At 50.1% G+C, this 15,147-nt stretch carries 9 protein-coding genes; 6 read left to right on the top strand and 3 right to left on the bottom strand.

The window, feature by feature from the left end:
• Nucleotides 1-2 precede the first annotated feature (2 nt).
• From A7975_RS29385 to A7975_RS29375, 3 genes are all read left to right on the top strand, one after another.
• The gene (locus tag A7975_RS29385; protein ID WP_065387504.1) at nucleotides 3-4,955 is read left to right on the top strand and encodes a DUF4132 domain-containing protein; all 4,953 of its coding nucleotides are present in this window, start codon (nucleotides 3-5) and stop codon (nucleotides 4,953-4,955) included.
• 144 nt (nucleotides 4,956-5,099) lie between these two features.
• Nucleotides 5,100-5,630 carry a type 1 glutamine amidotransferase domain-containing protein gene (locus tag A7975_RS29380; RefSeq protein WP_065387503.1) on the top strand — a complete coding sequence of 177 codons (531 nt, stop codon included), beginning with the start codon at nucleotides 5,100-5,102 and terminating at the stop codon, nucleotides 5,628-5,630.
• Nucleotides 5,631-6,144: 514 nt separating this feature from the next.
• Complete coding sequence (locus A7975_RS29375) at nucleotides 6,145-6,786, top strand: hypothetical protein (protein ID WP_065387502.1); 642 nt, start codon at nucleotides 6,145-6,147, stop codon at nucleotides 6,784-6,786.
• Between the two features lie 105 nt (nucleotides 6,787-6,891).
• Here A7975_RS29375 and A7975_RS29370 read toward each other — a convergent pair whose 3' ends face one another.
• A complete protein-coding gene (locus tag A7975_RS29370) occupies nucleotides 6,892-7,710 on the bottom strand; it encodes an alpha/beta fold hydrolase (RefSeq protein WP_065387501.1) in 819 nt (272 codons plus the stop codon).
• A 118-nt stretch (nucleotides 7,711-7,828) separates the two neighbouring features.
• On the opposite strand from A7975_RS29370, the gene A7975_RS29365 reads away from it, so the two are divergent.
• The 3 genes from A7975_RS29365 to A7975_RS29355 all read left to right on the top strand — a co-directional run bounded on the left by A7975_RS29365 (nucleotide 7,829) and on the right by A7975_RS29355 (nucleotide 12,642).
• On the top strand, nucleotides 7,829-8,515 hold the full coding sequence (locus A7975_RS29365) for a M50 family metallopeptidase (RefSeq protein ID WP_063846000.1): 687 nt from the start codon (nucleotides 7,829-7,831) through the stop codon (nucleotides 8,513-8,515).
• Entirely contained in the window at nucleotides 8,516-9,358 is an 843-nt protein-coding gene (locus A7975_RS29360) for a PPK2 family polyphosphate kinase (protein ID WP_053374314.1), read from the top strand.
• A 182-nt stretch (nucleotides 9,359-9,540) separates the two neighbouring features.
• A complete protein-coding gene (locus A7975_RS29355; protein ID WP_065387647.1) occupies nucleotides 9,541-12,642 on the top strand; it encodes a hybrid sensor histidine kinase/response regulator in 3,102 nt (1,033 codons plus the stop codon).
• A 9-nt stretch (nucleotides 12,643-12,651) separates the two neighbouring features.
• Here A7975_RS29355 and A7975_RS29350 read toward each other — a convergent pair whose 3' ends face one another.
• Entirely contained in the window at nucleotides 12,652-14,403 is a 1,752-nt protein-coding gene (locus A7975_RS29350) for a sensor histidine kinase (protein ID WP_065387500.1), read from the bottom strand.
• A gap of 2 nt (nucleotides 14,404-14,405) precedes the next feature.
• A complete protein-coding gene (locus tag A7975_RS29345; protein ID WP_065387646.1) occupies nucleotides 14,406-15,140 on the bottom strand; it encodes a response regulator transcription factor in 735 nt (244 codons plus the stop codon).
• Nucleotides 15,141-15,147: the final 7 nt, after the last annotated feature.

The following is a 15,147-nucleotide window of genomic DNA, read 5'->3' as shown; positions in this document are numbered from 1 at the left end:
GGATGGAAAGAGGAGAGCAAAAGCTGTATTTTCAAAATATGAAGGATAAGGTGGATGAGCTGACGCTTTCGGATTCGCATAAGCGTCTGGCTGGGCTGCTTGTACAAATCAGCGAGCGCGGCTATAACGATTATGAGATCAGCGGACAAATAAAGGAGCAGCTTCTCGTATTGGCATCGGGAGAGGAGCAGCAGCTGTTCGAGCCGCTTGCTGAGATTATCGCTGAGCTGCTGGATGATTCATATGCTCATGTTTTCCGCTATATGGCGACGTATGCAACCGAATATCCTTACAGCACGGGTTATGCGCGCAGGCCCTTCCGAACAAGGGAGCAGCGTCTGCATCTCGATCGATTGCTGGCAAAAATGATTTCCTTATTCTACTTGAATGGCCGTCAGTTCTCCGTGATCGAATATTTGACGAAAGCCAATTACATAGCAGAAAATGACTATCAATTTCCCAAAACGGCCATTGCCGACATTATTGCATATGGCATTGACGATAACAATGAAGCGGTTATGACCGCGTTAAAAGATATTATATATGGTGATAACAACACGGCACTTTTGTCGCGCAGCATGATTTCAGGCATTTTCCTCAGCCACAGCCTTGAGGCTTATCGGATGCTTGGAGAGCTGCTCGTCGCCGCCAGATTGCAGGAGGGCCTCCGCCAAAGCATCGTTGAAGCGATGGATGAGGGCACGATCGAAGCGATGCAGTATATGCTTGAGGTCGTAATCGAGCATGATTTGATTCGCTACAGCTCGGTTATTAGGGCGCTAGATGTATGGACCGGCTTAGGGCTGGAAGCTGCTAATTCGCGGGTGGCGAAGAAAAATCTTGAATTTGCCGCAAGATGCCTTGCCGATGCCTCAGCTTGTGAGGAGGGACTTGCGAGCAGCAACGTGAACGAGCTGTATATGAGCCTATGGGCCATTGCCGTCCGGGAGGAGCAGCAGCTTTATGACAAGATCCGCTTCCTCATGACGAGCAAGGATGACTATCGCAAAATCGTGGCGCAATATATGTTGGCGCAAAGCCAAAACGAAGATGTCCGCTTCGCAATCGCAAAGGATTGGCTGGGCGAAACGAATAAAGAGCTGCAATATTGGCTCGTATCCAATTACTCTCTCGATTACTCTTATAAGTGGGAGAGAGCGGATGGCGAGAATAAATCGCGTCTTGAGCTGAAGCAGTCATCGTACTTGTCGGATAAAGAAACAAGAAGGCAGCAGTACGAACAGTTCAAGCTGATGCTAAGCGCCATGCCTGCAAAGGAGATAACCGCAAAGTCGCAAGTGTTTGATTGGATCGGCTATACGTATTCCTCGGATATGATCGTTCGGAAGCTGCTCTTCTTGACGGCGCATGACATGGATATCGATTGGATTGCTGAGCTTGTTGCTATGAAGGATGCGCTCGGTCCAGATCAAAGGGGCGAGCTGCTTAAATATTTTATGAATGACGCATCGAATAGCGTGCAACGCTCCTTTCTCATTGCAAGCTTGTCGGATAAAAGCATGAGCAATCGCGAGCTGGCTATTTTAAAGGCCGCGCATTTGGAGCTGAGCGAAGATGAAATCGACGCCGTTACTGCTCTGCTGAAGCTAAAGACGGGATCGCTGCGCCAGGGCGCGATCGGTTTGCTGCTGAAGCAGCCTGCCCGCCAATTGGAAGCGGCTCTGGCGCTTCTGCTGCAAAGCCGTAACGAGCTGCAGCGCCTTGCCGCGCTGGAGCTGCTGACGGAGATGAAGGATGAGCCGGCGCATGCCGAGCTTTCGAACGCGCTGCAGGACGAGGTGGACTCGATTGCGGAGCCAACCGATAAAGAGCGTCTGCTGATTGCAAAGCTGAAGCAGCAGGACTCGTACACGCTGAGCAACGGTCTCGGGTTATTTGATCCCGCTGCGGTAGACGCGGAGCTTACGAGCAGAGAGCAGCTTCCGTTCTCTGCGCTTCAGGAGGCGCGAAGCCGCTTTGACCTTACGACCGAGCAAATCCGTGATTTTGTCACGGGACTTGCGGATCTCGTTCATCTTCATCGTGAGCATGAATACGAAATGCTCGATTATTCGGGCGCGAGGCAGTCTCTTCTCATCGGCGCCCGGCTGACAGAGCTGAGTTGGAGCTACGATTCAGAGGATACTACGCCAGCTCTGGAGCGGTATCCGCTCTCGCAAGTATGGGCGGATTATTTGGAGGAGAGCGGCTTTGGCGCAGCCGAACTGCTGCAGCTTGATTTTTACCGAACACAGAAGACGCTATGCGGCTATTATTACGGCGAGCTTGAGCACTGGAGAAGTTCTTCTTATGAGCCGGCTGAGGGCTGGCGAAAAGAGCTGTTGGAGCAGCTTTATCAGGTGGAAACGCTGCGTGAAGCTTTTGGCCTGTTTGAGAATTTGCCTTATGGACAGCAAGTGAATAAGCTGATTGGCGCTTACGTGGAGCAATGCGACAAGCAAGAGCAATTTGAGCCGGCGAATCACGTGTTAAACTTAATTATTCAATGTTTTCCTGCCGAACGCGTCGCTCAGGAGAGTCAGCTTCTCGATTTGTACACGAGCTTTTGGGGGAGATGGGTACGCGCGAATGTTCATGACGACGAATCGTTTATCGCATGCTTCCGCACTTATTACCACCTCTATGAAATGAATGGCTATGACAACCATCTGCTGACTTTATCCGATTTTGCGCGAGCATACAGCTTGGGTGTTATCGATGAGCATGAGCTGCTTAGGGAGCTGATCGCAAGGCCGCAAAGCAGCAATCATATCAGGCAGCTTACGAATCCGCAAAGTAAGCTGCTGGAGCAATATCCGCAGTTGATCGAGTTCAAGGAGAAAGTCGTGCTGCGCATTTTAGAAATCGAGCTGAATCGCGGGGACCTGGCTACTGAGGTGACGAATCTGGCGACGAGCATTCAGCATATCGACGGGATGGAGCATTTTCTCGCGATACTGGCAGGGCTCGATAAGGAATCGTTTGTGCGCGGCTATATTTATGGATACGGAAGAGATGTGACGAAGAAGGAGACGTTCAGCCATCTGCTAAAGGTATGCCATCCCCGCAAGGATGAGGACGAAGCTTTGATGGCTGAGCTGCTGAAGGGTCGCAGCATCGCGGAGACAAGGCTGCTGGAAGCCGCAATGTATGCGCCGCAGTGGGTTGAACTCGTGTCGCGCCACTTAGGCTGGAGCGGCCTTCGCAGCGCTGCATGGTATTTTCACGCGCATATCAATGAATCGTTCTCGGCGGAGAAGGAGACGATTGTTGCCCAATATTCGCCGATTTCACCGCAGGATTTTAACGATGGCGCATTCGATATCGATTGGTTCAGGCAAGCGTACGAGGAGCTTGGAGAAGAGAAATTCCAGCTGCTTTACCAATGCGCGAAATATATATCGGCAGGCTCGAACCACAGGCGGTCACAGCTGTTCGCAGACGCTGTGCTCGGCAAGCTGAAGCTTGCGGAGCTGTATGCTTCCGCGTCGGAGAAGCGGAATAAGGATCACTTGCTCAGCTACAGCCTGCTTCCGCTCGGCGAAGGGGGCAGCCAAACGCGTGACGTGCTGGGGCGCTATACGTTTATTCAGCAGTTTTTGAAGGAAAGCAAGACATTCGGCGCTCAGCGCCGGGCAAGTGAAGCGAAGACGGCGAGCATCGCGCTCGATAATCTGGCTCGCAATGCGGGTTACGCCGACGTGATTCGCTTAACTTGGGATATGGAAGGCAGGAAGCTGGATGAGCTTCTCCATTATTTCGAGCCGCATGCGCTGGATGATATTTTGACCGCGCAGCTCGTTATCGACGGCGATGGCAAAACCGATATTCGCGTGCTGAAGCATGGCAAGGAATTGAAGTCGGTTCCCGCGGCATATAAGAAAAATGAGTACATTACAGTGCTCAAAGAGACAAAAGCCGAGCTTACGGAGCAGTATAGAAGAGCACGTGCCGAGCTTGAGCGCTCGATGGAAGCGGGCAGCGGCTTCACTTTGCAGGAAGTCAGCAAGCTGGCTCGCAATCCTGTCCTGTCTCCATTAGTGGGCGTGCTCGTATTCAAGTCTGGCGAGTCGCTAGGGTTTTTCGACGCGGAGACGGGAACGCTCAATAGCCCGCAAGGAGATCGCTATGAGGTGAAGGATGGCGAGCAGCTGGTCATCGCGCATCCGCTCCATTTCTTTGAAAGCGGACAGTGGAGCTCCTATCAGAAGGACTTGTTCGACCGCCAAGTGAAGCAGCCGTTCAAGCAAATTTTCAGGGAGCTTTACGTGCCAAATGGCGATGAGCTTGCAAGCGGCTCGTTGTCGCGCCGATATGCTGGGCATCAGGTGCAGCCGCGCAAAACGGTCAGTCTCCTCAAAGGCCGAAGATGGACGGTAAGCTATGAAGAGGGCTTGCAAAAGGTATTTTACAAGGAGAACGTTATCGCCAGCATTTATGCGCTTGCCGATTGGTTCTCTCCCTCCGATATCGAGAGTCCGACGCTGGAAACGGTTCGTTTCTTTGATCGCCATACACTTAAAGGCTTGGATATTGCGCAGGTGCCAAGCTTGATTTTCTCAGAGGTGATGAGAGACGTTGATTTGGTCGTCAGCGTGGCTCATGTCGGCGGCGTCGATCCGGAGGCAAGCCTTACTACGATTGGCATTCGTACAGCTATCGTACGCGAATCGCTGCGGCTGCTTAAGATCGACAATGTGCGCCTCGAGGGCAATCATGCGTTGATCGCAGGCAAGCTTGGCGAGTACAGCGTGCATCTGGGCAGCGGTATGGTTCATAAACAAGCGAAGGGTGCGCTCTCCATTGTGCCCGTCCATTCGCAGCATCGCGGGAGGTTGTTCCTGCCCTTCATGGACGAAGATCCGAAGACAGCGGAGATTTTGTCCAAAATCGTACTGCTGGCACAGGACGCCAAGCTGAAGGACCCGCAAATTTTAGCACAGCTGCAAGCATAGTAACGGGATGAGAGGAGAAGGGGGCCGATTATGGCTCCCTTTTTTTCGTTATGTGGACAATCGCGTTAGAGCGGTCATGCTTCAAATTGCCGGAATTGGGGTAAAGTACATTATGGTTTGAATACAGAAAGGAGCGTGTTTAAAATGTCGCAGGCGAAAAAAGTCGCTTTTCTACTGGCCAACGATTTTGAAGATTCCGAGATGAAAAATCCATATGATGAAATGGTTAAAAACGGGCATGAAGCCGTTATTATTAGCTTGAAGAGCAATGAGGAGCTGAAAGGTAAGCAGGGCACGATTGCCTATACTTCGCATTTGGGCATTGCTGAGGCGAAGGCGGATGATTATGCAGCCATTATTATTCCTGGCGGCAAATCGCCATCCCACCTCATGAATAATGCGGATGTGCAAGCCTTCGTCAAGGAAGCCGATCAAGCGGGCACGACGATCGCGGCTATTTGCCACGGACCGCAAATTTTGGAGGCAGCAGGCCTGCTCAAAGGCCGTACGCTAACCTCGTATCCGGGCATCTCGTCAGAGATCAAAGCTGCGGGAGGAAACTTCGTCGACAAAGAGGTTGTCGTGGACCGCAACTGGGTTACGTCACGGACGCCGGAGGACGAGCCCGCCTTCATCCGCGAGACGATTGGCAAGCTTGGCGTAAACGCATGGTAAGCTGAGCTTTATGGATGTTGAATAGGGAGTGCGAGCACTGGAAGCGATTCTAGCTGCTCGTTTTCTTTTTTTTGTGTGTGAACAGATTGGTATGTTAATGAGAGAGCTTGTGCACCCGAGCCCCAGCCCCCAGCTACGAGCCTCCCGCCAAACCGAAAATGCTCTGAAAAAAGATTAACAGGAAATACTCCCGTTAATTTCACGAATTTTGAACAAAAATCAGGGTTAGCAGGAATTACTCCTGTTAATTATTCATTTTTGATCGATATGAACTCAGTTTGCTCTTATTAACGGAAGTATTTCCAGCTAAATGGGTTTATCAGGCTTCCCAATAAATATTAGCAGGACAATTTCCCGTTAATTCAGATCTGTTCAATTGTGAGTGTCCGACGTTACTGGTGTATAAGATATGCGAGGGAAAGCCAGCAAGATGAAACGGGTGAAATTGTTTTCCATATCTATTTGAAGTATATTTTAGTTATAATGACTTCATTTTTAAGGAGGGCGTGCCTGAATGCCCGATACTGCATTTGATCAAGAAATGGACAAGTCTGCTGATTCGAGTATTCACTCATCCTCAATGGTGAGTAAAGCTGAGCTTATCGATGCGGGACTAACCGCCTTGAATGAGCTGGGAGCAGATCATATTTGTAAGGTTTGTATCGCAAACAGCGGCTCATGCTGCAACGGCTGCCAGCATCTGCTTGACGGGGTAGGCTGCCAGAAGCGAAATACGAGCTGTACGGCATGGTTGTGCGGTTTTCATAAATTTTTATTATACGAGGTTGGCGAGTTAGAGCAATGGAATGCATTTTGGAATCAGGTTCCTGGACAGGATTACCGCGAAGACTTTACACCTGAGCATATCAAGATTGAAAAAAAATTACGCAGACAAAAGTTTGCGATGGATCACCTGGGGGAAGCGCTCGCCGCAGATTTGCAGGAGATGGCAAGGTCCCATATTTCGATCGGCCTTATACTGGCGCTGCGTGAGAAGCTGGATAAAAATATCGATCAGCTGATGAACGGCGATGATGACCATAAGAAAAAAGCTAGACTAAAAAGAAAAATCAAAGTGCTGACGAGCGATTTCCAGCGCTTCCACTACTTATTGGCTAAGTATCAAGAGCAGCTATCTAGCGACATAACCCCATAACCTCCTGCTGGCCCCAAAAAAACGCCTCAACAACCACGACGCAAGTGGGGTTAGAGGCGTTTTTTTAATGGATGATTCGCGTCAGTGCAAGCTATTGAAGCATGTTTATTTCAAAAACTCCAGCAGCTCCTTATTGAACCTCGCCGGTTCATCGAACAGCATGCCGTGGCCGCTTTGTTCAAACGTAACGAGCGTCGAGCCGTCTATGCCATTCAGCTGCTGCTTCGCAAGCTCGGGCGGGCAGATCGTGTCCAGCGAGCCTTGGAAAATCGTTGTAGATGTCTTAATTTGCAGGATGTCAGCACGCAAATCCTCGTCGCGAAGCGACTCAAACGTCCGAACCGTACCCCATGCGGATGCCTCAAGGCCAAGCTGCTGCAGCCAATCCTTAAAAGGCTCGCTTATCACATCGGCATCCGCGCCTTTTGCCAAAAACTTGTCCCCGAAGTCGCGCAGCAGCTGCGGCCGGTCTTTTTTGACGGCGGCGATTTGCGCATCCGCATCCTCTCTCTTCATGCCATACGGAAAATCATCCCGCTGGGTAAACGACGGAGCAGCAGCGCCAAGCAGCGCAAGCTTGCGGATGCCATAGCCTCCGTGGCGCGCCATGTAGCGGACAGCTATTGCGCCGCCCACAGAGAAGCCTACAAGATAAGCTTGATCCAGCTTTAAATAATCGATCACCGCTTTTACGTCGTCGGCGAGCCGGTCATAGCCATAGCCTGTTGCCGGGGCGTAAGATTTTCCGAAGCCTCGCTGGTCAATCCCAATGCAGCGATAGCCCTGTTCAGAGAGCAAAGTAAACTGATATTCAAACATCCGGCTGTTCAGCGGCCAGCCATGCAGGAAGATAACAGGGGGGCCGGAGCCGATATCCTCAACAAATAATCGCACATTTTTTTCAACCTCAATGTAATGTCCCATCGAATCTCTCCTCTCGTGGTCTATATCTTTTTTTACCCATTTAAGGACGATTTGAAAAATAAATCTTTTTCAGCCGTATGAAGAGTTAAAATAAAGACAGCGGATTGGAGGCTGGAGCATGTTTTCTTGGCTTAGAATGGCGGTAATCGTTATCGTCACCGTATTTTTGACTCGATTCATCCCGTTTTCGGCATTTTTTCAAAATGTAAACACATTGGTTCACGAGCTTGCCCACGCGCTTGTAACACTGCTGCTAAAAGGAAACGTCATGCATATTTACTTGTTCGCTGACCAGAGCGGGGTGACTTACACGGCTTATACGGACAGCTGGATGATCATCCCGATTGCGCTTGCCGGATACACCGGCTCCGCGGTGTTTTCGTTGCTGTTGTTCTTTCTGCATGCGAAGGGCAAGGAGCGCTTCGGACTCGCTTTAATCGCGATAGCTGCCGGGGTCGCACTCGCGCTATTCGTTCGCAATGGCTACGGCATGGCATGGAGCGCCGGCTTTACGGCGTTGACGGTACTTATTTGTTTTGCCGCGCCAGGCTGGCTGCGAACCGGTTATTACTTGCTTCTTGCTTTCATTTGCCTGGTGGAGTCGGTCATTAGTCCGTTTATCTTATTTTATCTTGCGGTTACCGAGCCGGCTTCGGCGGGAGATGCAGCCAGCCTGAGCGGCGTTACATTCTTACCAGCCTTTGTATGGTCAGCGATCTTTTGTATCTTTGCGCTCTGGTGCGCCAAAATCGCGATCGGCTATTTGTTTAGAAGAAAGGCTAGTGGGATACAAATAAGTAGATAAATGACTGGGAAGGTTGTGGCGAGAGTGTCAAAGAACAATAAGCTGCCCGCGCGAAAAAAGGTGGACTTAACGGACATTGATCCGAAGGATACAGGCCGCTTTCAAAATAAAGATGAGGTCGCTAAAGAAGTAAAGGAGCTTGAGCTGGAGCTGCAGGAGCTGCAAGAGAAGCTGGCAGCCGGCAAAAAGCATGCGGTGCTGTTTGTTTTTCAGGGCATGGATTGCAGCGGGAAGGACGGCGTCATCAAAAAAGTGTTTGCCGGACTGCATCCGCAGGGCATTTCTGCCCACAGCTTTAAGGCGCCGACGGAGGAGGAAGCGCGGCATGATTTTTTATGGAGAGCGCATTGTGCCGTTCCCGCCCTTGGCCAAATTGCTGTTTTTAACCGTTCCTATTACGAGGAAGTACTCATTACGAGAGTACATGGCAAGGTAAAGGACGAGGAGGCCAAGCAGCGTTTTAAGCATATTAATCATTTTGAAGCCATGCTCGCCGAGAGCGGTGTGAAGGTCGTTAAAGTCTTTTTGCATATCTCGAAGCAGTTCCAGCTTGAGAAGCTCGTTAGCCGCATCGAGGATCCAAGCAAAAACTGGAAGTTCGACCCGGCCGATCTGCAGGAACGCAAATCATGGAAGCAGTACCGCGAGTACTACGAAGAGCTGTTCGAAAAATGCAGCAAAGAGGCGCCATGGCATGTGGTCCCCTCCGATCATCGCTGGTATCGCAATTACGCCGTGCTCCAAATCGCAGTCGAAGCTTTACGTAGCTTGGATCTAAATGAGCCTCCCGCCAATCCCGAGCTGCAGCTGCTGCTGGCAGATATGAAGAAAGAAGAAGGCTAACCGTCTTTATTGGACCTTAGCTTTGCTTTTGTTGCTCCTTAGCTTCGCTTTGTTGCTCGCTAGCTATATCTTTATAGCTCCCTAGTAGTCCATTATTCTATCGCATGTTATTATAAATATGGAAATTTAAGAGATGCGGATGAAGGAAAATAGGGGGATTTATGCAAAAGAGCAATAATCGGATGAGAAAGCAATGGTGGTTAATCGCTTTATTTTTTCTAATCGTTGTTTCTTTTCCTGTATATGGATATTTTTATAATCATATAGCGAGTCCGGACGCACCGAGGTCTAGCGGAGGCGTTCTCGATTTGCGGGATTGGAATTTTGACACGGACGGTCTTGTTCCACTAAAAGGGGAATGGGAGTTTTATCGCAATCAGCTGCTGACGCCCGAGCAATTTGCCGATGCGGCGCCTGCGGCAAGCAAGAGGCCTGAGCTTACAGGTCTCTTTCCTGTGCCAGGACAGTGGAATGACTATATTTCTGAAACGGGAAATCCAGAGGCCGCAGGGTTCGGTACCTATCGATTAATGGTAGAGCTGAGCAACCATAAAGATGAGACAATGTTTGGCATACGCACAACGAACATCCGAATGGCGAATAAAGTGTTTCTGAATGGCAGGGAAGCGGGCGCAAGCGGAATACCCAGCGATACGAATGAGACAGGAGAGTCTAACAATGTTCCTTATGTAGAGTTTGTATCGGTACGGGGCAATCAGGTTGAGGTGATCGTTCAGGTTTCCAATTTCAACTACGCATCTGGCGGCATCATTTATCCCATTTGGTTCGGACACGAGGATGAGATTAGGAAGAGCCGAGAGCTGGCGATGTTCGGGGACTTTTTGAACGTTGGCGGATTTGCGATGTTCTCTTTCTTTTTTCTGCTTTTGTTTTATATGCGGAGGCAGGAGCGATCCTTGCTTTACTTGGCGTTGTTTTGTTTGGCGATATTGGTGTATGTGCTGACGCATGGCGAGAAGCTCATATCGATCGTATGGCCGGGGCTGAATTACGATTGGGTCATGAAGCTGCAAAATATATCCTCGACCTGCGGGTATTACTTTATTCTGCAGTATGTGAATGTGTCGGTGCCGCGAGCGGTCAACAAAACGGTATGGCGAGTATGCAATGCCGTGACAATCGGCGCTATTATAGGAGCGGTCTTTGTGCCGACGATACTGTATTCCCAGTGGTTTATGCTCGTTTCATTACCTTCATTTTTAGTTTACAGCGTCCAGATGTATACGCTTGTCAGGGGCGTGCTGCTGCGCTCGCGCGACGCGATTTATTTGCTGCTGAGCGCTATAAGTATGCTGGTTTATATCATGGTCACCCTAATGAATGTAATGGGGATGCTGGAAAATCTTTTTTTTCTATCGTTCGAATTGCTCATATTCGTTATTGTTCAGGTCGTTATGCTCGCTAGACGGTTTTCGCACTCCTTCTACAAAGTGGAGGAGCTGTCGCAAAGGCTGCTGACGCTCGATGGACTGAAGGATGAATTTATGGCGAATACATCGCATGAGCTGCGGACTCCCCTTCACGGCATCGTCAATATTGCGGAATCATTGCTTGAGGGAGTAGCGGGGCCAACCAATCCGAATCAAGCTCGCCAGCTCTCGATGATCGTATCGACAGGAAGAAGGCTGAATTATCTTATCCATGATATTTTGGACTTCTCTACTTTACGCAACGGGGAGCTGGTCTTGAACCGGCAGCCTGTTGATTTGCCGGCAACCGCGCAGTCAGTAATGGAGGTCATTGGACATTTAGCCGCCAAAAAAGGAATAAGGCTCACGCAGGAGTGGCCTGACCAGCTCCCTCTGCTCGATACGGATGAGGATCGACTTCGGCAAATTTTGTTTAATTTGCTAGGCAATGCGGTGAAGTTTACCCATCAAGGCGAGATTGGCATGTATGCGGAAGTTCGAGACCAGATGGTGAAAATTAGCGTGCGAGATACGGGAATCGGCATTGCTTGGGATCGGCTGAGCGATATATTCGAGCCTTATAGCAGTATTGCTGCTCCTGATTTACAAGGGAGCTACAGCGGAACGGGAATCGGCCTGAACATTACGAAGAAGCTCGTTGAGCTGAACGAGGGGCAGATCGGCGTGCAATCGGAGCTTGGCACAGGGTCTGTATTTTATTTCACCTTGCCTGCGGCCAGCGTCACCGCTATAGCCAAAACAAGTCTGATTGAGGAGCGGGCAGGTCATATCGTTCAAGCAGCAGAACAAGTAGCCGCTGCCGCCATTCAAGTGAACGACACGTCTGAGTTTACCGTGCTCATCGTTGATGATGATCCTGTTAACTTGCAGGTGTTAATCAATCTGCTGTCGATTGACCATTATTCGGTCATTCCGGTTGATAACGGAGCAGAAGCTTTGGAGGTATTGGCAGGCAAGGGACGCATCGATCTTGTCATTACGGACTGGATGATGCCCGGAATGTCGGGACTGGAGCTCTCCCGGCGAATCCGTGAGCGCTATGCGTTATCGGAGCTGCCGGTGCTGATGTTTACCGCGAGAAATTTTGCCGGCGATATTCAGACGGGCTTCAGCGCAGGCGTAAACGACTTTTTGACTAAGCCCGTCGATAGTGCTGTTCTGCGCGCTCGCGTGCGGACGCTGCTGGAGCTGCGCCAATCCGTGCAAGCGGCGATTCGCTCAGAGATGGCTTTTTTGCAAGCTCAAATCAAACCTCACTTTCTATATAACGCGATGAATACGATTATCTCGATTTGTCCTGTCGATCCGGAGAAAGCGGCGGAGTTGCTTTTGGATTTGAGCTATTATTTGCGCAGCAGCTTCGACTTCCAAAATCGCGAGCAGGTTGTGAGCTTGGAGAAGGAGCTGGAGCTCGTTCAAGCTTATATGGCAATTGAGCAAGCGCGTTTCGGAGAGCGGCTCCGAATCATCTATGATATAGATGAGCCAACAGATGCCTATATTCCGCCGCTCAGCATTCAGCCGATCGTAGAAAATGCAGTAAGGCATGGCGTAATGCAGAAGAGTGCAGGCGGCACGATTGTGCTCGCCGTTAGGCATACGGAGACAAACCTGTTCATTTCCATATCGGATGACGGGGTGGGGATGAAGCAGAGGGAGATGGGCACTCTTTTGCAAGGGCATGACCAACGAAAACGAACGGGAGTGGGACTCGTAAATATCCATCGGCGCTTAATGTCTTTGTATGGGCAAGGCCTTAACATTGCAAGTAAAAGCGAAGAGGGCACGACGATTACCTTCGAGGTGCCTCAGCTTCCTAAATCGATCGAGTAAGCCGTATATTCATTCGATGTGATCCCAAATTAACCGGATGACCGTTCCTTTGCCTAGAGCGGTCTCCACGGTAATCCTGCCTCCCATGGCTTCGATCAACCCTTTGGACACGGCCATTCCAAGGCCTGTTCCATTCGGCGTTGCAGAAGTACCCGTACCCCGGTAATAACGCTCGAACAGCTTGTTTAATGTATCCTCATCCATTCCGGCGCCGTTATCTGCGAACTGTATCGTGAGCCCCTCATCTGCCAAAAGGGTTACGTCAAGCAACGTATCAGGCGGATTATGAAGCAGTGAGTTCGCTGTCAAATTGTTAACGACCCGCTCTAGCCATGGGGTATAGAGCTTAACGATTACGGCTCTGCCGGGTTCATGAAACGTAATTCTACCCATGCCATAATCGGGGTTGGCGGCTGCTTGCTTAAGCGCTTCTTGCAGCCAGCTATTCAGATCAACTTCCTCTGCCTCCGGCGGACGAACCCCTGTCCTCAGTCGATAAGTCATCGCAAGATCGCTGATCAGCATATCCATATGCGCAGATTTGTCGAGCATATGGCTTGAAAATTTACGTACCTCCTCCGATGACCACTCATACTTAGGCTCCGCCAGCAAATGCGCATATCCCTTAATGGATGACAGAGGCGTTTTCAAATCATGCGTAATTCTGGCGATCCATTCCTCTCGCAAGCTATCGGTTTGACGCCTCATGGCTTGGTCGCGCTGCAGCGTTCCTGAAAGCTTGTCAATCGAGAACATGACATCCGCAAAAACACGGTAACGGCGTCGCCACTTGCCTGATCGCGTTCGGCTATGGGGGACGCCTCGATGATCGGCAGGCTCCTTATACACTCCCTTGCCCAGCGCATCCAGCCAAGTGAGCATATGAAGCATCGGCATGCCGAACCGATGGGCATTCCACAGCGAGAGCAGCAGGAACAGGGCAAGAATGGCGGAGAACATCGTAATAACGGCAATCAGCACCACTTTTACTTCAGCGGGTATAAGCAAGGCATCCCCTCGGGTGCTCCCTTTCGCATTCGGCACGCCGATTAACCATGTGCGCCCTGTCTCATCCTCAAAAGCGGAATCGAGGCGGAATCCGTACACGCTATTGTACATCGTTCGAAGCGCCAGCTCCTGGAGCGAGTATGTAGCCGGTATCGATTTAGGTTTATTATAGGAAGCTAGCTCATTGCCGGCTGAATCAAGCAATTGAACGAAACCTTCGATTCGATTGAGCTTCTCCGTAGCCTCATCTGGAAGCAGCAGCTTTCCGTCAGAAGATAATTTCCCGCTGCGGGCAGCAGCATTTAATAAGAGGCCTGTATAGTTAGGAGCACCGTACAGCAGCGTATAGCGCTTGCCGCCTTTATCTTGAATCCACAAATAAAGATGATAAGGAAAAGGTTTTGCTCCTCTCCAAAATGCGATCAACTCTCCGGGATTATAGCGCAGGGGAACGTCCTTAGGCGTATTGTATGAATTTTCGACCTGGCCATTTTCGTCCAAGCTTTGCAGCCAGCCGCCGTTTTTTTTCACCTGCTCAAGCAGATGCGGATCGAATCGAATGCCATCTTTGCCAAGCTCCGAAGATTCAACAAGCCGTGCAAGCCCTACTGAAGCGAAGTCATGGGAGATGCTAATATCAGCAAAACGTTTGATTACCCAGATGACCGTCATGGAAGCGATTAGAAGGACAACTAAGCCGGCGATTGCGAGCTGAAGAACAAACCGCATCGTCAACTGGCGTTTTATCGTCATGATTAAAGGGTACTCCTTGCTTCATTTTGAATCAGCTTGTAGCCAAGCCCTCTGACATTGACGATATACTGCGGATTCGACGGGTCCGGCTCAATTCGTTCTCTAATGCGGTGAATATGGACCATAATGGTGTTGTCATCATGAAGGGCATCCTCGCCCCAAACATATTCATAAAGCTCGCTTTTGCTGAAAATACGATTTGGGTTTTTGCACAAAAAGAGCAGCAATTGGAACACGAGAGCGGGACAGGCAACCGTTTGTTGTTCGACCTTCAGCTCTCCCGCCGCTTCATCGACTTGAAAACGCCCATAATCGTATACCGTGAAAGCTTTGTCTGAGTGCTTATTTGACCCTATTTCTAGAGCTGCTAAATAACGGCGCAGATGCGATCGGACACGCGCGACGACCTCAAGCGGGTTGAATGGTTTCGTTATATAATCGTCGCCGCCAACGGCAAAGCCGGTCAGCTTATCGAAGTCAGTCGTCCGAGCGGTTAGAAATAAGATCGGGGCATTCGTCGTTTGGCGGAGAAAAGGACAGATGTCGATTCCGCTGCGACCTGGAAGGTGAACATCCAATACGATTAAATCATAGGTTTTTGCTTCGCAGGCAGCGATAGCCGCTTCGCCTGTAGCGGCAGTATCGACATTCGTATATCCCTCCTTGAGGAGTACAGTCATCATTAGCTCTAAAATGGATTGCTCATCATCGACTAGCAAAATAGCTGCATCGTTCATTCTTTCA

The sequence above is a fragment of the Bacillus sp. FJAT-26390 genome (genome assembly GCF_001682865.1).
Taxonomy (GTDB): domain Bacteria; phylum Bacillota; class Bacilli; order Paenibacillales; family Paenibacillaceae; genus Pristimantibacillus.
The sequence above is the reverse complement of the archived record's forward strand: the minus strand, read 5'-3'. Positions and strand labels throughout refer to the sequence as shown.

Bases quoted from the DNA above. Each gene is read 5' to 3' on its own strand.
- A7975_RS29370 (WP_065387501.1), bottom strand. From the start codon at position 7,710: ATGGGACATTACATTGAGGTTGAAAAAAATGTGCGATTATTTGTTGAG.
- A7975_RS29380 (WP_065387503.1), top strand. From the start codon at position 5,100: ATGTCGCAGGCGAAAAAAGTCGCTTTTCTACTGGCCAACGATTTTGAA.
- A7975_RS29375 (WP_065387502.1), top strand. From the start codon at position 6,145: ATGCCCGATACTGCATTTGATCAAGAAATGGACAAGTCTGCTGATTCG.
- A7975_RS29365 (WP_063846000.1), top strand. From the start codon at position 7,829: ATGTTTTCTTGGCTTAGAATGGCGGTAATCGTTATCGTCACCGTATTT.
- A7975_RS29345 (WP_065387646.1), bottom strand. From the start codon at position 15,140: ATGAACGATGCAGCTATTTTGCTAGTCGATGATGAGCAATCCATTTTA.
- A7975_RS29355 (WP_065387647.1), top strand. From the start codon at position 9,541: ATGAGAAAGCAATGGTGGTTAATCGCTTTATTTTTTCTAATCGTTGTT.
- A7975_RS29385 (WP_065387504.1), top strand. From the start codon at position 3: ATGGAAAGAGGAGAGCAAAAGCTGTATTTTCAAAATATGAAGGATAAG.
- A7975_RS29350 (WP_065387500.1), bottom strand. From the start codon at position 14,403: ATGACGATAAAACGCCAGTTGACGATGCGGTTTGTTCTTCAGCTCGCA.
- A7975_RS29360 (WP_053374314.1), top strand. From the start codon at position 8,516: ATGACTGGGAAGGTTGTGGCGAGAGTGTCAAAGAACAATAAGCTGCCC.